13 protein-coding genes are annotated in these 20,788 nt (G+C 49.0%); all 13 read right to left on the reverse strand.

Features of this window, described 5'->3' with window-relative positions; translation table 11 throughout:
• Positions 1-163 precede the first annotated feature (163 nt).
• The 13 genes from GPL15_RS23850 to GPL15_RS23910 all read right to left on the reverse strand — a co-directional run bounded on the left by GPL15_RS23850 (position 164) and on the right by GPL15_RS23910 (position 20,762).
• Positions 164-736, reverse strand: coding sequence for a histidine phosphatase family protein (locus GPL15_RS23850; RefSeq protein WP_215701184.1), 573 nt, complete (start codon positions 734-736; stop codon positions 164-166).
• A gap of 578 nt (positions 737-1,314) precedes the next feature.
• Entirely contained in the window at positions 1,315-2,220 is a 906-nt protein-coding gene (locus GPL15_RS23855) for a selenium metabolism-associated LysR family transcriptional regulator (RefSeq protein ID WP_215701185.1), read from the reverse strand.
• Between the two features lie 12 nt (positions 2,221-2,232).
• A complete protein-coding gene (locus GPL15_RS23860; protein ID WP_215701186.1) occupies positions 2,233-3,369 on the reverse strand; it encodes an aminotransferase class V-fold PLP-dependent enzyme in 1,137 nt (378 codons plus the stop codon).
• Complete coding sequence (gene selD, locus GPL15_RS23865; protein ID WP_215701187.1) at positions 3,366-4,427, reverse strand: selenide, water dikinase SelD; 1,062 nt, start codon at positions 4,425-4,427, stop codon at positions 3,366-3,368. The genes GPL15_RS23860 and selD overlap by 4 nt, the downstream gene beginning before the upstream one ends.
• A 368-nt stretch (positions 4,428-4,795) precedes the next feature.
• Positions 4,796-6,580, reverse strand: a complete 1,785-nt coding sequence (locus tag GPL15_RS23870; protein WP_215701188.1) for an NADH-dependent [FeFe] hydrogenase, group A6 — start codon at positions 6,578-6,580, stop codon at positions 4,796-4,798.
• 14 nt (positions 6,581-6,594) lie between these two features.
• Positions 6,595-9,675 carry an NADH-quinone oxidoreductase subunit NuoF gene (gene nuoF / locus GPL15_RS23875; protein ID WP_215701189.1) on the reverse strand — a complete coding sequence of 1,027 codons (3,081 nt, stop codon included), beginning with the start codon at positions 9,673-9,675 and terminating at the stop codon, positions 6,595-6,597.
• A gap of 3 nt (positions 9,676-9,678) precedes the next feature.
• Positions 9,679-10,197, reverse strand: coding sequence for an NAD(P)H-dependent oxidoreductase subunit E (locus GPL15_RS23880; protein WP_215701190.1), 519 nt, complete (start codon positions 10,195-10,197; stop codon positions 9,679-9,681).
• A gap of 400 nt (positions 10,198-10,597) precedes the next feature.
• Entirely contained in the window at positions 10,598-11,530 is a 933-nt protein-coding gene (locus GPL15_RS23885; protein ID WP_215701191.1) for a ketopantoate reductase family protein, read from the reverse strand.
• Positions 11,517-15,191 (reverse strand): helicase-exonuclease AddAB subunit AddA, encoded by a 3,675-nt coding sequence (gene addA, locus GPL15_RS23890; RefSeq protein WP_215701192.1) that lies wholly within the window; start codon positions 15,189-15,191, stop codon positions 11,517-11,519. Before addA ends, GPL15_RS23885 begins: the two co-directional genes overlap by 14 nt.
• Positions 15,182-18,622, reverse strand: coding sequence for a helicase-exonuclease AddAB subunit AddB (addB, locus tag GPL15_RS23895; protein ID WP_215701193.1), 3,441 nt, complete (start codon positions 18,620-18,622; stop codon positions 15,182-15,184). The genes addA and addB overlap by 10 nt, the downstream gene beginning before the upstream one ends.
• Before the next feature lie 570 nt (positions 18,623-19,192).
• Entirely contained in the window at positions 19,193-19,603 is a 411-nt protein-coding gene (locus tag GPL15_RS23900) for a DUF6678 family protein (protein ID WP_215701194.1), read from the reverse strand.
• 350 nt (positions 19,604-19,953) lie between these two features.
• Positions 19,954-20,271, reverse strand: coding sequence for a hypothetical protein (locus GPL15_RS23905; protein WP_215701195.1), 318 nt, complete (start codon positions 20,269-20,271; stop codon positions 19,954-19,956).
• A 5-nt stretch (positions 20,272-20,276) separates the two neighbouring features.
• A complete protein-coding gene (locus GPL15_RS23910) occupies positions 20,277-20,762 on the reverse strand; it encodes a hypothetical protein (protein WP_215701196.1) in 486 nt (161 codons plus the stop codon).
• Positions 20,763-20,788 lie beyond the last annotated feature (26 nt).

Raw genomic sequence — 20,788 nt, forward strand, 5'->3', positions numbered from 1 at the left:
CGCACTGTCTTTTTTCGTCCTTGAAGGCCTTAGTATTTCTTAGGGTCGGAATCCGCCCCCCAATTCCTCTCATCCACGGCTCCCTGCCCCGGATTCCCCGTCTTCATGGCGTTACTTCCTTTTCATTGGTGTATACCTATCTTTAAACCTTATCTCTGACCTGTCATAGTCTATTAAGTACATCTATCTTTTCAATGTATTTCAGGCTCTCTCCGTTAAAAGTAAGTTTTACGATCCAAGGCATAATCAATTTGATTTTTTGAAATTCATTGTATCCGAAGGAGTTGTCAAAATAGTTGATAATCGTGCTTAACGCGGTTCCGTGGCTGCCGATAACTACATTTTTATCCTTATACTTGTTTAAAACGACCTTTAATGCATTAATATTTCTCATTTGAACTTCACCTAAGGTTTCCCCATCCGATAATCTATAACCAAAATCGCTCCATTGCGCTTTACAAAAGGCATCAAAATCTTCAATCCACACACTATCTACCCTGCGCTCCCTAAAATCGCTAATACATTCAATTACCAGACTATGTTTGTCGGCAAAATCTTTCACAGTATCTATCGATCTCTTATAAGGACTTGACAGAACAACTTCAATATTTTTATCATCCAGATAATCCGTTACTTTTTTTCTATCCTTCAGACCTTTTTCTGTAAGCTCCCTTTCCCGGTCACTATGGTTTGCATAATTTGGTTCCGCATGCCTTATAAAATACACTGTAGTCATATACCATTCCTCCATAAAATAGACATTTAATAAGGAAAATGTCAACCCTCAAGGCATTTTCGAAAATGCCTTCACCCTTTAATGTAAATGCCCTCACCCTTTATATCAAATCGCCATGTCATATTTATCAAAACCTACACCAAATACCACTCAAACGCTTCTTTGCTCTTTCTCCCCCCAATCTTTTTTATTTCAGCGTGCCCAGTACCCAGCCTGTAAGAAGGGGAACCTGGGGCGGAGGACAAGGCCGGGGGGCCAAAGGGGAGGACCAAAGGCGACGGGGATCCTGTGGAGGCCGTTTAGTGGAACTTAGGGTTTCAGGATGGAAAAAGGCGGTCAGAAACTGAATTCCGAATCAGTTTCTGAGATGCCCACTGAACGGTAAAGTCATCAGGAGTTTACCGTGAATGGGCATCGCACCGCCTTTTTCCATTCTGAAAGCCTTAGTTCCACTTAACGGCCGGAATCAGATCCCCGCTGCCTTTGGTCCTCCCCTTTGGCCGCCCGGCCTTGTCCTCCGCTCCAGGTTCCCCTTCTTACTGGCGTTACCCACGCCAACTCGTTAAATAAAGATTATCCTATATGTATTCATATAAATCCCGTACAAACTGTAAAAACGTCCTGGCCGCCATGCCCGGTTTCCGGTTGCGGTTCCAAACCATATAGAGTTTCCTGCATACGTCTTTCCCGCCCAGGTGGAATTTCAGCACAAGCCCCTGCTGTACGTAGTCTTCCACCGCCGCGCTGGAGATAATGGACACTCCCATGCCGCTGCCCACAGATTTTTTAATGGTTTCCTGATTGCTGATGGTTGCCACCACATGAAGCTTTTCCGTATCGATTCCCTCGTCCTTTAAAAACTGTTCCGTTTCCTTTCTGGTGCCGGAGCCGTCTTCACGGACGATCATTTTTTCCTGGTAGAGCTGTTCCAACGGATAACCGTCTCCTTTAAACTGTCTGTATTCTTCCTGATTCGGTGTGATCAGAACTAAGCGGTCGGAATAGAAAGGCTCGTATACACAGGAAGCATTTTCAATTTTGGTTCCTGTAAAGCCCACTTCGATTTCACCGTCTAAAATCATTCTTATCACGGCTTCGCTGTCCGCCTCCAAAAGCTGCAGCTCATTTTCCGGATAATTTTGACAGAACAGGGACAGGGCCTGAGGCAGGATATATTGGCCGGGCACCGTAGAGGCGCCCACAATCATTTTGCGTTTTTCCGGGTTCTCTTTTTCTTCAAAATCCCTCCATATGCTTTTTTCCAGTTGAAGCATCTGGCGGGCTTTTTCATATAAACGCTGTCCATCCGCCGACAGAAATACATCCTTTGTGGTGCGGATAAACAGCTTCCTCCCCAGCTCCTTTTCCAAAGAATTGATATGGGCGCTGATGGTCGGCTGGGTGAGATAAAGTTTTTTTGCCGCTTTTGAAAAGCTCTTCACCTCTGTTACACACACAAAGGCTTCTAATTGTTTCAGGTTCATTCTTCAGCCCCCTCACTCCTCCGACAGTTCTTTTACCGCCTGTATGGCCGCATCCACTTCCTCTTTTGTGTTCTGGTGGGAGAAACTGAATCGGACGGCTCCCTGGTCAGCTGTACCCAGGGCCTGGTGCATCAAAGGGGCGCAATGGGCTCCCGCCCTGGTGCAGATGCCGTATTCTGTATACAGCTCATCCGCCACCTGACCGGAATCATAATCCCCGATATTCAAAGCCACAATGGGGCACCGCTCTGTCGCATCAAAATCCCCATAGATCTTCACATTGGGTATGTTCCGGACTCCATGATAAAATCTCCACATAAGCCCCAGTTCCTGTTCCCTCAGCTTATCCATTCCCATTTCTTCTATATAATCAAATGCAGCAGACAGGCCGGCAATTCCATGGCCGTTCAGCGTACCGGCCTCTAAAGCAGTAGGCATTTCGGCCGGATGTTTTTTCGAATAGCTGTGAACTCCGCTTCCTCCCGCCAGCAAAGGCCGGATCCTGACGCCTTCCCGGACACAGATTCCCCCTGTGCCCTGAGGGCCCATCAGGCTTTTATGGCCCGTAAAACAGAGCACATCGATCCCCATCTCTTTCATTTTGACAGGATAAACGCCTGCGCTCTGTGATGCATCCACCACCAGTAAAATACCGTATCCGGCACAGACCTCTCCGATCTTTTTTAAATCCACCATATTTCCGGTCAGATTGGAGGCGTGAGTGCAGACAACGGCTTTTGTTTCTGGCCTGATTTGGCTTTCCAGTTCCTTGAGATCAATCTTTCCCAAACCGTCCGCCGGAAGAATGCTGAGGCGCACTCCTCTTTCTTCCATTAAATACAAAGGCCGCAGCACAGAATTGTGTTCCATCTGCGTGGTGATCACGTGATCTCCGGGACAGAATAAGCCCTGAATGGCTATGTTTAAGCTTTCTGTAGAATTCATTGTAAATGCCACCCGGGAGGGATCGCCAACATCAAAAAATACAGCGGCCTTCTGTCTGGCATCAAAAATCAGCCGGGAGGCAAAAAGCGCTTCATCGTGGGCCCCGCGCCCTGCATTTCCCATATGCCGCATGGCCTGAACCACCGCATTTACCACACATTCCGGCTTATGAAATGTAGTTGCCGCATTATCCAGATAAATCATAGTTTCATCTCCCGCACTAACCGGATTCTCTTCTCTGCGGCAGGCACCACACGGCCAATCACCGCAAATGGAGTTTCCATACCGGCCTGTTCCAGATCTTTCATAATCTGTCCGGCCGTTTCAGGATCCGCGCTGATGAGCAGGCCGCCGGAGGTCTGGGGATCGAAAAATATATCCAGCATATGTTCCTCTGCAACGCCCATGTCGATCTTTTCTTCTGTAAATGAACGGTTTCTGTAGGCTCCGGCCGGGATCAGCCCCATTTTCGCGTATTCGGCCGCTTCCGACTGAACCGGAAGCCTGTCCAAATCAATCTCTATGGTGACGCCGCTTCCTTCCGCCATCTCCACGCTGTGCCCTGCCAGCCCAAAGCCGGTGACATCAGTACAACTGTGAATCTCATAGCCCTCGATCACCTGTTTTGCCTTTTTATTCAGAGAGGTCATGGTCCGGATCACCTCTTCTTTGGCCGTTTCCGATGCCATCTCCGCTTTTACGGCAGTATTGACAATGCCGGTTCCCAGGGGTTTTGTCAGGATCAGCACGTCCCCGGGAACTGCCCCGCAGTTTTTAAACATCTTGTCCGGGTGTACAAAACCGGTGACACTGAGCCCGTATTTTGGTTCGTCATCCTGAATGGAGTGGCCTCCGGCCAGGACAGCTCCTGCTTCCAGCACCTTGTCTGCGCCCCCTCTTAAAATCTCTCCAAGAAATTTAGGATTGACGCAGTTTGGCCATGCCACAATATTGAGAGCGATTTTGGGTTCACCGCCCATAGCATAGATATCGCTCAGCGCATTGGCCGCCGCCACCTGTCCGAAAACATACGGATCGTCCACCACCGGAGTAAAGAAATCCAATGTCTGTATCAGCGCTAATTCGTCGGAAACTTTATAAACAGCTCCGTCATCCGAAGTCTCAATGCCCACCAGCAGATTGGGATCCTGGAATTTTGGAAGACTTTCCAGGATTCCTGCGAGAGTTCCCGGTCCGATTTTGGCCGCGCAGCCTGCGGTGTGCGACATTTTTGTTAATTTCACTTCATTGTCTGGTATCATGATTAACCCCTCTTTTCCCCATTTATAGATATTTTCTATATATGATATTGTATCACAAAGAGACATGCTGTCAATCATTACTGTGCTTAAACGGATATCCGGGGGCCTATCCCTTATTCCGGCAGAAAAGAGGAACCGTCTGCACCGCTGTAAGTATCTCACAGCGTTTCAAAAAGCCCACAGAGAAACCATGGCAAGGGCTAAAAAACAAGACTGTGCCGGTTTCTCCACATAACTCCCGGAGAAACCGGCACAGCAAAAGCTAACCGCTATAAAGATAAAACAACTTCATATATAAAGCTATTTCATATACAAAACTATTCCATATATAAAACTATTCCATATACAAAACTATTCCGTATACAAAACTATTCCATCAGCTCATTATAAACCCCGCGTTTCGTATAATGGGTGTGAAGAAGTTTATGGGCCAGATGTCCGTTGGCCTCTCCCAGATATTCCTCATAAAGTTTCTGGAGGTCCGGATTTTCATGGGACTTGCGGTAAGTCTTCCTCTCATCTTCGCTGTAAAGCGCTTTCGCCCTCTTCTCACGGTATCCCTCCACATAGGTTCTCGGCTGTCCGCCTCCATTGACGCATCCGCCGGGGCATCCCATCACTTCGATGAAATGATAGGGCGATATTCCTTCCGCCACTTCCTTCATCAGGATCGAAGCGCCTTCCAAACCGCTGGTGACCGCGATATTCACCGTCACCCCTTCCAAATGGGAGAATTGGGGAAGGACATTTTCAATGAGCAGAGACGCTGTCTTAATTTGTTCCATGCCCACAATCGGCGTCACATGGAGCCCTTCAAAGGGAAGTTCCCGGCCGGTCACCAATTCGTAAACCGTTCTCAAAGCGGCTTCCATAACGCCTCCGGTCACGCCGAAGATATCTGCCGCGCCTGTGGACAATCCCAGCGGGGCGTCAAATTCGCCTTCCGGAAGGTTTACAAAATCAATTCCAGCGGATTTAATCATTCTGGCCAGCTCTCTGGTGGTGAGGACCGCATCCACGTCCGGGTGTCCGTCCACCTGCATCTCCGGCCTTTGAATCTCATACTTTTTGGCCGTGCACGGCATTATGGAAACCACGAACATATCTTTTGGATCTTTTCCGATCTTTTCAGCATAGAAGGATTTCACCACCGCGCCCATCATGGTATGAGGGCTCTTGCAGCTTGAAAGGTGATCCAGCTCATCGGGGAACCGGTGCTCAATATGCTTAATCCAGCCCGGCGAACAGCTTGTGATCATCGGAAGGGCGGCTTCTTTGCCCTCTTTCAGGACATCATTTAAACGTCCCAAAAGCTCGGTTCCCTCTTCAATAATCGTCAAGTCGGCGGAAAACAGGGTATCAAATACGTCGTCGAAGCCCAGTTCGTGAAGGGCCGATGCCATTTTTCCGGTGACAGGCGTGCCGCATTCCATGCCGAATTCCTCACCCAACGCGGCCCGGACTGCAGGAGCTACCTGAACCACAACCCGTTTATCAGGATCTGCAATGGCTCTCCATACCGGCGTCAGGCCGTCCGTTTCCTGAAGGGCGCCTGTGGGGCAGACTACGGTACACTGGCCGCACATGGCACAGGCCGTGGAATTCAGCGGCAGCCCCATGGCAGGGCTTATCACGGTTTCAAAACCTCTGTTCTGGGCCTGGATCGCCCCCACATGCTGGATCTGGTTGCAGACCGTAACACAGCGGCGGCAGAGGATACATTTGCTGGTATCCCTGGTGATGGAAGGTGAAATATCGATTTTGGCCTTTGCCATTTCCCCCTCTAAGCGGCTTTCCGTAACTCCCAGCTCATATCCCAGCTGCTGGAGCTCACAGTTTTGGTTTCTCTGGCAGTTCAAGCAGTCTTTGGGGTGGTTGGATAACAGCAGTTCATACAGCACCTTGCGGGCAGCCCTGACCTTGGGGGAATTGGTTTTAATCATCATTCCGTCCCGGACTTTGGCCATACAGGAGGCCTGGAGGTTCTTCATGCCCTCCACTTCCACCACGCAGATACGGCAGGAACCGTATTTATGGATATCTTTGTACTGGCAAAGGCTTGGGATTTTGATTCCGGCTTCTTTCGCCGCTTCCATGATGGTCAGGCCTTCCCGGACTTCCATCCTCTTTCCATTGATCGTTATATTCATCACACTACCTCTCCTTCCTATCTTCTATCACAGTGCAGACATCTTAACGATTCCGCCATGGCGTCTAATTTATGGAAACCGCAGGCAACTTCTTTAAAGTTGTCGATCCGGTCTTCCGGAGCCAGGGTTCTTACCGGGAAACGTTTGTGGGGTTCGGTCACTTCCGCATCCGGCGCGTCCGGAATCACAAACATCTGTCCCTTGTTCAGTTCACCGCTGCCGCCCAGATATTTATCGATATTGACCGCTGCCAGTTTTCCGTCCGCAATGGCCTGGATCACCACATTCGCACCCCACGGGCTGGTGTCGCCGCCTGCAAATATGCCTTCCTGGGACGTCTGGCCGGTGAATTTATTGATCTCCAGATTGCCCCTTTGATCCATTCCCACCTGGGTTGTGTGGTAGAACTGGTGATCCACATCCTGGTTGATGGCTTTGATGATGCAGTCGCATTCAATGGTGAAGTCAGAACCTTCAATATGTACGCTTCTTCTGCGCCCGTCATTTCCGTAGTCCGCCAGTTCCCTGCGCACCAGATGGATACCTGTAACATGGCCGTCTTTTCCAAGGAATTCTCTTGGGGAGGCCAGAGTGATGATCTTAACTCCCTCTTCTCTCGCTTCCACAACCTCTTCTGCACCGGCCGGCATCTCATTTTCTGTGCGGCGGTAGACTACGGTCACTTCTTCTGCGCCTAAACGGACTGCCGTACGGGCCACATCCATGGCTGTGCTGCCTCCGCCCACCACTACGATCCGTTTTGCAACGGTTCTGTCATAATTAAGCCCTACCCGTTTTAAGAACTGAAGTCCGCTTTCCACGCCTTCCAAATCCTCTCCCGGAATATCCAGTAACCGGGACACTTGGGTTCCGATAGCGATATATACGGCGTCGGACTGAGCTTTCATCTGGTCAAATGTGATATTTTCCCCGATCTTTGTTTTCAAATGGATCTTCACTCCGCTCTTCTCAATGGCATGGACTTCCTTTGCCAGCACTTCTTTTGGAAGCCGGTATTCCGGAATTCCCCAATAGAGGACTCCGCCTGCCACGGATTCCGCCTCATATACATGGACTTCATGGCCCAGGTTCGCCAGATAATAAGCGCAGGACAGACCGGACGGCCCAGCCCCGATGATGGATACCCGCTTTCCGGTAGACGGCTGGGGCTCTACCATGGGCACATTGTAATCGTCCCGCAGCGCGTAGTCCCCGATGAACCGCTTGAGAGAACAGATGGAAACAGCCTCATCCACCTGGCTGCGGCGGCAATGGCTCTCACAGGGATGGGTGCAGACGCGGCCGCAGACCGATGGGAACGGATTTTCCTGTCGGATTAACTGGTATGCGTCCTCGATTCTTCCCAGAGATAACAAGGTCAGATATCCGGGTACATGGACATTGGCCGGACATGCGTTGCGGCACGGGGCGGTCTGCAGTTCAGCGCAGACGCCTGCGTCACAGTGTTTGGCGTAAATGTGGGATTCATATTCATTTCTGAAATATTTTAATGTGGATAATACCGGGTTGGGGGCTGTCTGGCCCAGGCCGCACATGGCAGTCTGCTTGATGGTCTCCGCCAGTTCTTCCAAAAGTTCCAAATCCCCTTCTTTTCCCCTGCCTTCCGTAATCCGTTCCAGGATTTCCAGCATCCGCTTTGTGCCATTGCGGCACGGGAGGCATTTTCCGCAGGATTCATCCCGGATGAAGTCCATAAAATAACGGGCCGTATCCACCATACAGGTGTCTTCGTTCATAACCACCAGGCCGCCTGATCCCATGATCGCGCCCAGCTTTGACAGGGATTCATAATCGACCGGGGTATTTAAATGGGCTTTTGTCAGACAGCCTCCTGAGGGGCCGCCTGACTGGATGGCCTTAAACCGTTTTCCTCCCGAAATCCCGCCTCCGATTTTATAGATAATATCTCCAAGCAGGATTCCCATAGGCACTTCGATGATTCCCGCATTGGCAATGTCTCCGGCCAGTGCAAATACCTTGGTTCCCGCGCTTTTTTCCGTTCCAAACTGACGGTACCAATCTGCTCCGTTCAGCACGATAGGGGCAATATTGGCCAGCGTCTCCACATTATTGATAATGGTAGGAGATTCAAACAGGCCTTTTTCAAATGGGAACGGCGGCTTCTGTCTCGGCTCCCCTCTCTTTCCCTCTATGGACGCCAGCAGGGAAGTCTCCTCTCCGCAGACAAAGGCGCCCGCTCCGATTCTGATTTCCAGATCGAAATCCACACCGCTTCCGAAGATATCCGAACCCAGGATTCCCGCCTTTCTGGCCTGATCGATGGCATTGGACAGACGCTCTACGGCCAGAGGATATTCTGCGCGCACATAGACATAACCTTTATCCGCTCCAATGGCATATCCCCCTATCATCATTCCTTCGATGATGCTGTGAGGATCGCCTTCCAGAATGCTTCTGTCCATAAATGCTCCCGGATCGCCTTCATCCGCATTACAAACAATATATTTTCTTCCATCTTCTGAAACAGCTTTCATACCTGCTTCCCACTTTACTCCTGTGGGGAACCCGGCTCCTCCGCGCCCTCTCAGTCCGGAAGCCTTAATGGTTTCCACCACATCGGCCCGGCTCATGGACGTAAGCGCCTTGGCCGCGGCCCCGTAGCCGTCTCTGGCAATATAAGCCTTCATGGACGCATATTCCATCCGCCCGCAGTTCCTCAGCGCAATTCTCACCTGCTCCTTAAAGAAGCTGATATCGTCCAGTTTCGGAATATATTTCTTCAATTCTTCATCATAAAATGTGTATTCTTCACAAATCTCCTGATTTACCAAATGGCGCTCCACCATATCTGCCACCTTATCCGGATTCATGGCCGTATAGAAAATTCCGTCCGGCTCCACTAAGAGCACAGGCCCGGCCGCGCAGGTTCCCATACATCCTGTAACCAGCACCTGAACCTGCTTTTCAAGAGCGTGTTCCTTTAGCGCTTCTTTCAGCGCATCCTGTACTTCCCCGCAGTGTGACGAGATGCACCCGGCTCCGCCGCATACTAAAACCTGATATTGATACTGTTTTTGTCTTTCTATGTATTCCTCTTTGACCCTCAATAAATCCATGTTTTATTCCTCCCCGTCATAATATCTTGCTAAAATCTGTTCCAGCTTATCAGGATTTACCTGTTTAAACACCTGGTCGTCAATGGACATGGCCGGCGCCAGGCCGCAGGCGCCGATGCAGCGGGCCACTTCAAAGGTAAATTTCCTGTCTTTTGTCGTATCCCCGATCTCCACATCCAACAGCTTTTTCAAACGCTCCACAATCTTTTTTCCGCCTCTTACATAGCAGGCGGTGCCAAGGCATACCCGTATGGTGTGCTCCCCTCTGGGCTGGGTTGAAAAGAAAGAATAAAAAGTAACCACCCCGGAAACCTCTGACAGCGGCACATCCAGCGCCTCCGCCACAACCTGCTGCACCTCCAACGGCAGATATCCGTAAATCCCCTGGGCCATATGAAGCACCTGGATCAAACTGCCTTCTTTCCCCCGATACTCGGCGGCCCGTTCACCAATCAGCTTTAAAAGCCCTTCCTGGCTGTTGTCACATCCACAGCAGCACACAGTTTTCGTCTCTTCCTTCATACCATTACCTCCTTTTAAGCTTGTTATTTGTGAAAAATTATACAAAGTTAAAAAGAGAGCAGCCCAAATGGACTGCTCTCAAAAAATAATCTTTATGAAATTGTCGCCGTTTTCGCCCCCGAACATAGCAGTTTAGCGTCATTTTGCGATTCCTCCACATAAAATTCAGTTATCAAAACTCTGTAAAAGATTTCACAAATATTTTTTAGATATACTAAAAATTTTTGTACATTTACATTTTCATGGTAACATGTCACAACACATCTGTCAAGATGAAAAATTTTTAGTATATTTTATACGAAACATTCCAGACGGCGGGAAAATTGATAAAGAAAGCAGCGTCAAGCTCGCTTGTAAGCAGCTTTCTTTATCAATTTTCCCGCCGTCCGAACTGTTACGTTTATATAATTCCCTCATTCTTTTCTTCCAAAACATGGATCGCGTGATATAAAAAGGAATTCAGCGGCGTGGGCACTCCCAGCTCTTTTCCGAGCCGCACCATGGTACCCGCAAACATATCCACTTCTGTTTTTCTGCCTGATTCAATGTCCTGAAGGGTGGAGGGTTTGTTCTGATACGGCATCTTCTTCAGCACTTCTTTCTGCTTCCGGATATCCTCTTCCGACAGATCGATGCCCTTTTTCTGCGCCACAGCCACAACTTCCCGCATCACCATCTCCCGGACCGCGGTCGCGTGGTCGCTGACACCGCTCCAGGCGCCAAACGGAATGCCCAGAACTGCTGCCGTCTGGTTTTCACTCACATTGCACATGTATTTCATCCAGATGGCCCGTTCCATATCTTCCGGAATCCAGGATTCAATTCCGGCGCTTTCAAATAAATCCTTCACAGCCTGGACTCTCTCCGAAATGGTCTGGTTGGTCTTCTCTCCAAACTCCATATGGGCAACTTTAGGGTTGTAGCTCACCTGATTGCCCTTCATCACAACGCTGACTCTTGCCAGGGAATAGATCACCCGGTCCCATCCATATTCCTCTGCAGCCGCTTCTTCGCTCTCCACCCCGTTGAGCGGAGCCATGATCACCGTATCCGGGCCGATCTGGTTTTTCATATCTTTCAAGGCTTCCCTGATGCCCGTAAATTTGGTGATGACAATGGCCAGATCCGCATATCCCGTCTCCTCTTCCGGCGAAACCACATGGAAATGGTAAGGTTCTCCATTGATGACAATCCCGTCCCGCTCAATCCGTTCTTTCCTGCTTCCTCCCGCGATAATCCTCAGATCGTCTCCCATCACCTTTGATAAGTTTCCTGCCAGGTAGCTTCCGATCGCCCCAAGCCCGATTAATGCCGCCGTTTTAATTGTTCTCATGCCTTTCTCCTTCCTTTCCGCCGCCTTCTGCGGCCGCCCAATGTTTGAGATTGATCTCTTTATGAAGTGTCAGGGAATAAATGATCTTTTCCCGGACGCATTTCCCTGTCATCTGTTCCAACGCCCTCTGATAATAGTCCAGCTGTTCCCGGTACCTGTCCGCCAGAACCTGTTCCTGTCCCGCCTGCACCCGGTCCGTTTTATAATCCACTAAAACCAGGCCGTCCTCTTCTTCCAGATAGGCATCTATAATACCCTGGATCAGCACCAGTTCGTCCGAATCACAGACTTCCATCTGTCCGGCCGGTATCCCGATCACAAACTGCTGCTCCTTATGAAGCCTTCCTGCTGCCGCAGCTTCCCTCATCCGCCTGCCTAAAGGCGAATCAAAAAACCGCCACAGCCGCCCGGTATCCACCAGAGCAATGCTGCTTTCCGTCATTTTCCTGGATTTTTTCAGGACCGCAGCCGCCTCTTCCAGCGATTTCCGGTCCGATATTGCCGCGAAGTCCAAAAGCTCCAGAATCCGGTGGTAAGCGGTTCCCCTGGTCGCTCCCCCGGTCTTTTGGGCCTCTTCCTCCTTTAAAAATGCCGGGATAACGGGTAACAGCTCCGTTTCTTCCTCGTCCTCCATCTGTCCCTGTTTTTTCAGTTCCGATACGGACATCTTGGTATGGAGATGGATATCCGGCTCATGGGGATATTTAAAAGATAAGGTTTCCTTCAGCCGCCCGGCATACTCCTCATCATAGACCTTTTCCCCGTTAAAATGAATCAGTTCCTCCCTGGAAAGTTCCTTGGAGACCTGGCGTTTTACTTCCGCTCCCACCAGCTCCTCCAATTCCACCTCCTCCACCTCAATGGAGGGAACCGGCCGGGACATGCTCATCAAAACCCAGTCCAGATAAGAACCGGCAGTGGATAACACCGTATAGGGAACGGCCCCGTTTACAAATGGAACCTGACGCCATTTCTCCATCTTACCGCCCAGATTCCGGTCAGTTGCCGTCATGATCAGCTTTTCCTTTGCCCTGGTCATGGCAACATACAGGATTCTCAGCTCTTCTCCCAGGTTTTCCAGATCAATTCTCCGCTTCATCACATTCTTTTTCAGGGTTGTGGACTTCACCCTTCTTTCCAAATCCACATAATCCGTTCCGATTCCAAGCCGGGGATCGATTAAAATCTTCCCCCTCACATCCTGTTTATTGAAGTTCTTGCCCATCCCGGCCAAAAATACCACCGGAAATTCCAGGCCTTTGCTCTTGTGGATGCTCATAATCCGCACCGTATCGTCATGTTCACCGATCACCGATGCCTCTCCGAAATCGGCGTCATACCGTTTGATCTTTTCGATATAGCGGATGAACTGAAACAGGCCTTTATAGCTGGTTTTTTCGTAGGAAACAGCCTTTTCCACCAGCATATCCAGATTGGCCTTTCTCACCTCTCCCGCAGGCATGGCCGATATATAATCATAATAACCGGTCACGCTGTAGATATCATAGAGAAGCTCGTGAATCGGCATATAGGCGCTCTTTCGCCGCAGGTCATTTCTCATGTCTTCAAATCTGCGCAGTTTTTCCGCGATAAACCGCTCTTCTTCCGGCAGATTTCCCGCTGTGTCCACAGCCAGCATATGCCTTAGAGCCCCATAGATTCCCCTGTCCTGGCCCTTTTCGATCTTCCTCTTATAGAGGTACATCATCACCACCAGTTCTTCATCCGTCATGCCCACAACCGGGGATTTCAGCACCGCCGCAAGAGGGATGTCCTGGATCGGATTGTCAATTACCGCCAGAAGGCTCAACACCGTTTCCACCTCAATGGCGGAAAAATATCCGGTTCTGGATTCCGCATAAGCGGGAATCCCTTCACTTGTCAGCACCTCTAAAAATGTCTCCACCCAGCCGCTGGTGCTCCGAAGCAGGATCACCACATCCCGGTACTTTACAATGCGGTATTCCTTCTTTTTCTTATCCCACACATAAAGTCCGTTTTCAGGGTCCATCAGCTGTCTCAGCTTACCGGCGATCATCCGGGCTTCCGCTTCCTGCCCCGTATACTCCCCGGTCTCCTCCTTCCTGTCCAGGAGCAGCAGTTCCGTTGGCGTCCCCGCCCTGCCCTCCCATGGCTCAAACGTAGCTCCCGGATGGAGGGCCGTATCCTTCGTATACTGGATATTGCCCAAATCCTTAATCATAATCCTATAAAAAATGTCATTGATGCTGGTCAGAACCGATTCCCTGCTTCGGAAATTCTGGTGCAGTTCGATCTTCTGGCTTTTGCTGTCCTCCACCGTATACGTCTCGTATTTCTCCATAAACAGCTCCGGCCGGGCCAGACGGAATTTATAAATGCTCTGCTTCACATCCCCCACCATGAACACATTGGGACGTCCGAACCGCTCTCCCGAAAGGCTGCGGATCAGCGCTTCCTGGACATAGTTGCTGTCCTGGTATTCATCCACCAGAATCTCATAATATTGGCTGCTCAGTTCGTCCGCCACCGCCGTCGGCCGCTCCTGGCCTTCCTGCATATCGATCAGGATGTTCAGGGCAAAATGTTCCAGATCGTTAAAATCCACTATATTCTTTTCTTTTTTCTCTTTTTGGTACCGGTCCGAAAAATCCTGGGCCAGCTTTAACAGGGTCAGCACCGTATCACCGGCTGCCTGGATGTCGGCGATCACATCTTCCACCGTATCAAAACAGTAATCATCCCGCAGTTTTGTCACCGCTTTTTTAACCCGGTTTCTGGTGGAGGTAATAAACTCCTTCTTTTCCCCGTCCACATCCTTTTTCCGGATTGTGGCCATCCGGTCCCACGCCACGCCTTTTAACGCTTCGTTGAGCTGCCCATAATCCGCAGAATCCGCCAGCCGTTTCATCATTGCCACATCATTTTTTAACATGGGCTCGTAAGCGGATAAAATCTCATCCCCCATGGAAATTTCCAGGGCTTCTTCAAGCTGGCTCATAAATTCCCTGAGCTGGGCTATGGCGTCGCTCATCAAAAACTGCATCCAGGGCATTTCCATCAGTTGTTCCATATCGCTGCCTGAAAGCTCGTCCCTGCATTCCTTCAGCCACTGTCCGGGCCATGGATTGCTTTGGGAAAAGGTGTAGACCTGCATGATATAGTCCTCTATGCCGCCGTCGGCTTTTCCCACCGCATAAGTGTCCACAAAGCGCTCGAACCCTTCGTCTCCGCTCTCGTAGTAATCCTCCAGCATTTCCTTCATCACATCGGCCCTGATCAGCATCAGTTCTCCCTCATCCCCGATCCTGAAGGCCGGATCAATATCCAGTTTATTAAAATGTTCCCGGATCACCTGCAGGCAAAAGCTGTCAATGGTGGTGATCTGGGCGAAATGAACCAGGGTGGCCTGGCGCTGGAGATGGCGGTCATGGGGATTCTTAGCCAGTTTCTCTTCAATGGCCGCTCCAATCCTCTCTCGCATCTCCGCAGCCGCCGCGCTGGTAAATGTCATGACCAGCAGCCGGTCAATGTCCACCGGATTCTCTTTATCCGTAATCATCTGAATGATCCGCTCCACTAAAACTGCGGTTTTGCCGCTTCCCGCAGCGGCCGACACCAGGAGGTTCCTGTTTCTGCTATCAATAACCTGCTGCTGTTCTCTGGTCCAGTTTACTGACATGGCGGTTTCTCCTTTCCCGGCGTCTCTTCTATCTCGCCCCATATTTCTTCCGGCTTCATGGACCGGAATTTCCGGTACTGGTATCCATCCGTCTTCTTGTCAAATCCGCAGACAGAGTGATAGGGACAGTAATCGCAGGCCGTTTTCGTACCCTGCTGATACGGATTGACCGGAATCTGCCCGTCCAGAATTTCCCTTCCGGCCTTTTTCACCCTCTCCCTGACATATCCTTTTAAAGCTTCAAACCGCTCACGGTTAGCGACGGATGATCTGGCTTCCTGGATCACCCCGTCTTTCATTGCCACAGGAATCACATCGGATTCCTTTTCAATTTCATGATCCAGGTGTTTGATCACTTCCAGCTCACTGTTGACTAAACCGTTCATTCTCAATTGTTTTAAAATCTGCTGTTCAATGGTTTCTTCCGTCAGATCAGTCCCGGCTTCTTTTTCCACCATAGGATCTTTGATATTATAATAAAAGATTCCGGCAGGAACCACTTCTTTATCCGGATGTTTTCTCTCTTCCAGTTCCACCACCGCATCCATATAGACCACTAACTGAAGCTGAAGCCCGTAATACAGGGAAAGCAGATCGAAACTGGTGCTCCCTGATTTGTAATCGATGATTTTCACATAGACATGTCCCTCGTCCGCACAGGTGTCCAGACGGTCGATCCTTCCCTTCAAATGAAGGGATTCATCAATTGAGAGCGGGATCTTCATAGCCGCCAAATTATCGAGAGATGAAAAGGACACCTCAAAGCCTGCCGGTTCAAAATCGCCTTTTTTCAACTGCTCCGCAAGGGCCCAGATCGTCCTGTCCGTAATTTTCTCCACTCTGGCCGCCAGATAGGCATTTCTGGCCGAACTCTGCAGTATGGTATTTCCGTATTCTCCGGTCACCTCTTCCACACAGGTTTTAACCAGTTGTTTTCTCTCTTCTTCTCCCATATCCCGAAAACTCTTCTGCTGTTCTTGTATCGTTTTAAAACATCGGTCAATGGAATTATGGAACAGATTTCCCAAATCTACGGCCTCCAGTTTATATTCCTGCCGTTCTGTCAGTTCCAGCCCGTATTTCAGAAAATGGGCATAGGCGCAGGCTGCATACTGTTCCAGCCGGGTCACGCTGCCATTCAGCACAGTTCCATAGAGGGCCTGGGCCGCAGCCTTTCCGATCCCTCTCTCCCGGTACACAAAACTGGCCGCCTCAACAAGCGGCCTGAGCTGTTCCTTATACTCAGGCGAATTGAAAAACCAGCGGTAAAGCTCCATAAAACGGGGATCATCCGGCTTTTCCCGGAATCTGCGCAGCCCCTGGGTCAACTGCCTTTTCCCTTCCTGAATGGAATGGATCATTCCATCCTCCGCCTCACACTCCCTGACCTCCAGTTTCGGAAACAGGGCTTTGATCTCATTGATGATGTGGGACGGCCTCTGGCTCTTTCCCTGGGAATTGAGTGCCGTATAGGACAAAATCAGCTTTTGGGACGGCTTTGTCAGCATCAGATAGAGATAAAAACGCTGCATAAACCCATCCTCCGTAGAGGTGGGGGCCAGTTCTATGTTATGTGAGCCTAAAAATTCCCTCTCTTTATCGGTTAAAAGATTTCCCGCCGTCTTTTTCGACGGCACAATTCCGTCGTTGACCCCTACAAAAAACAGCACCTTGATGTGGTCGAGTCGGGTTCTTGTCAGATCCCCCACCACAACACGGTCAACCGTAGCCGGGATCACACCGACTTTGATCTCTTCAAACCCCGCGTCCAAAATCTCGCCAAACTCTTTCCTGCTGACTTTTTCCCCGCCTAAGAGCCCAACCAGACGGTCAAACAGATCCATAACCAGTTGATAGACCTGGCTGTACTCCTTCGCCAGCACCAGTTGTCCCCGGCTTTCAAAATACGTCTGGAACTCCTGCATTTTCTTTTCCACCTGGCATTCTTCCAGAAATGACACCAGGGCCGCGGCCATTCCCCTGACCGTAATCCCCTCTTCCCGGAAAGCCTCCCTCAAATGGCAGAGAGGTTCCAGAATCTGGTTCTTACAATAGTTTAATTCCAGCAGATTCAAATCATGGCTGCCTTTATATTCCCATTCCCAAATGCTGTTCCACCTCTTAAATCCCCTGATTCCAAGGGCAATCACATAATTTTCCATCCGGTCCGCCTGTTCCATGTCATCCCAAACCAGCCCGGTCTTAATATAGCGGAACACGCTCTCATAGGCGAAATCTTTCTGCAGCACTTCCAAAGCGGCTCTGATCAGTTCCACCATGGGATTTTCCAATATGCTCTTCTTATCATCCATAAAATAGGGGATTTCATTTTTAACAAACTGCTGGATGATCTGGGGCCGGTAACCGACAAGATCTCCTGTGATCACCGCAATATCCCTGTAACGCAGGCCATTTTCCTGCACCATCTTATGGATTCCGGCAGCCACAAAGGCCACCTCATCCTGAGGGGATGCCGCCTGGTACAGGGAAAGAGGAGAATTCTCCCCGTCCTTCCATTCCCCGTCATATGGAGCGGCGCCGTACCGGAAGATATTCTGTTCCAAAAAGTCCAGCTCCGCCCTGTCCCCGAACCGGACATAGGGATGGCGGTCCAAACGGATGTCCGGTTCCCGGTATATAAAATTTTCCTCTGCTATCTGGTTTAACTTGGATACAATCAATTTGCTCATATAAAACAGATCCTGGTAATCCGTCCTTTGATAAGGATGATCCGACGGATCCACTGTGACCGACACAACCACCTTTTTGCAGTAACGGATCATGAGTTCCAGGAGCCGGTACTGAACCGGAGTGAATCCCGTATATCCGTCCAAAGTGACCACACTGTTTTTGATGATTTCCGAATCAGCCAAATGATCGCACAACACGGATAAAATCTCCTCTGCCGTTATAAAGCAATTCTCCTTGCCCTCTTGAAACCCCTGGTACAAAACCGTGAGGTCCTTTAATTTATGGCTCAGCACGTCGCTCCCGGCCTGAGGAACCATTTCTTTCAGCATTTCATCTGTAATACCATATTGAAGCAGCTCTGAAATCATGGATTTCAAACAGTTGATGAACCCGGGTTTATTCAGGTTCCCCTTAAAATACCCCAGGCTGTTTCTCTTTTCCGACGCAACTTTTCTAAGAACCATGGATTTCCCCATATCGTCTAAAACCATGGGATTTTCAATTGCCAGTTCTTCAAATATTCTGTACGCAAGCCTTTGAAAGCTTACGATATCTATGTTCATTGTTCCGTGATTGGGATGCAGGGTCACAATCTCTTTCTGGGTCTGCATGGTAAACTGTTCCGGAACCACCGCAATATACTGCTGTCCGGGATTCGAAATGGATTCTCTGATCAGCCATTCATACAAAACCCTTGTTTTCCCGCTGCCCGAACCGCCTAGAATAAACTGTAAGGACATATTACCTCCTATCCGCCGTAATGGCATGACTTTGCTTTTCAGTATACCATAAACTTGATGGGGGGGCCATTTTTTTTGTTAATTGTGGAGGTAACGCCATGAATCCTGGAAACGGGGGCGGGCCTGCGCGTTCGGAAACCGGCTTCCAACCGTAAGTGGTTCTAGGTCTCCAAGAGCGGACATAGGCGGTGCGGTGCCCATTCGAGGTGAACTCTGTGTGGACTTCACCTCTCAGCGGGCACCTCAGAAACTGATTCGGTTTTCAGTTTCTGCCCGCCTCTGTCCGCCCTTGCAGGCCAAGAACCACTAACGGTTTCCAGACGGCCCCCGAACGCGCAGGCCCGCCCCCGTTTCCAGGATTCTCGGCTGGGTACTGGCTGAATAAGGGGTAAATAAAAATTTGATCCTATTGAAAGCCACCTGCTTACTATAAAATTGCATATAGTTAATAGAACCAAAGGAACACAGCTAGTAATCGAAAAGAATCTGTACGCGGCAATTCTTTTATACGTTCATCCTGACCCTTAGCTTATCCAAACTGTTTTTGTTGCCTTTCCAATAAACGGGAAGTTAATGGTATCCGTAAATATAATATGATCCGTTTCTTTCTTCATAGTGAATATGATATCGATTCAAGATTGTCTCAAATAGTCTGCTTTCGTCAATGATTTCTGGTTTGATCAGCTTTACGCGATGCTTTAAATGGCGGGGACGTACTTTAATCCATTCGATATTGAAGTAGTATTCTTCAGGCGGAAAATTTTCTCCCTTCCAGTCGCCCAAATGATAGACATCTCCATTAAGAAGTTCGTTTGAAAAACAATCTTTCCCGGTCAGATATTTAATATCAAATGGGGGAGGAAACGGCATTTCTTCTGTTATTGCGGATATCAGTTCATTCCATTTTGTATTATTCATAAAACTACACAATTTTCGCTCTTTTATAATTCGTGATACTTTTTCTCTGAGATTATGCTGCATACCATCACCATTTACAATCTTCCATCTGTCTAATACTACGAAGCACCAAACATAGGAAACCGCGTTTCAATTCATCAGTCTAAAATATTACAGCTATAGATCAAGATATAACGTTATTTCTTTCGATTCACCCATACATACTCGATTAAGCTGGTAAAGAATATTGCCAAGAAAAATATTATTTCAAATTCTAAGGTTATTTTAAAAGGATTGTTGGATATTAGACCATATAGAATATAGATCAAACTACTTCCTACAGTAATGACAAGTGTTTTTATAAATGCAAGTAATACGAAGCGTTTCATAAAATCCCTCCTCTTTTATATGATGAAAATGCATCGTTGTTCCAATCAAACATGTAACTTTCTGTTTTTGAAATACTCCTGCATAAATGCTCTCAGTTCCTTATTCCCGTCGATGTCCGTCCCATCTGCCGGTACAAAATCATCGATATACATGCTCTTATTGCTGGGGCCCGGATATGGTTCAGGATAATGGCCTCTGTTTGCCCAGGCTGTATAATCAGCACCGTGTTCAATCAATAAATCAAGGATTCTTGTGAGCTGTCTGCGCACTGCCTCCTGTGACTGCGGATAGACGCTTGCGCGTTCAAATAATAATTCTGCCTGGCTTACCGTAATCCCGGAAGTAATGCGGCTTGACTGCACTGCCGCTATGAAGCCGCCTTACGTACTGTAACCTCGGCACAGACCAAATCAGCTATGTGCTCTGCTGTTTCAGTTGTCAGCAGGAAGAACATTCCGTCATTACGGCATTTTTTATGTATATTGCCATTGAGGGAATAAACAAAACCTTTCACACAGGTATCACTGCAGGCATTAGGGTCTATAAGTCTCTTGCAGTCGCGGGAAGCCGTCATTTTCTTTTGCATATCAACGGGCAGAGAAGCGATTATCTCCTCATAGCTGCCCGCATTGTCACCGTAAATCCGTGCCAGAATACCCGCCTTTCGAAACACCCAGTTCATTACTGTTTTCTTTTCAAATTGATATGACGCAGTATATCCGCTCTTCGCTTCCTTGGTAACAAGATTACAGCCCAGTTCAATGAGTTTATTATTTAGTTTCTCCACAAATGCCCGGTGTTCCGGCGCAACTGCCGATAGGAATTCTTCGAATTTTCCCTTTTCTTCTGCCATTATTTTTTCCTCCCTCAAATTCTGAT

Source organism: Clostridium sp. MCC353 (genome assembly GCF_018785315.1).
Taxonomy (GTDB): domain Bacteria; phylum Bacillota; class Clostridia; order Lachnospirales; family Lachnospiraceae; genus CHH4-2.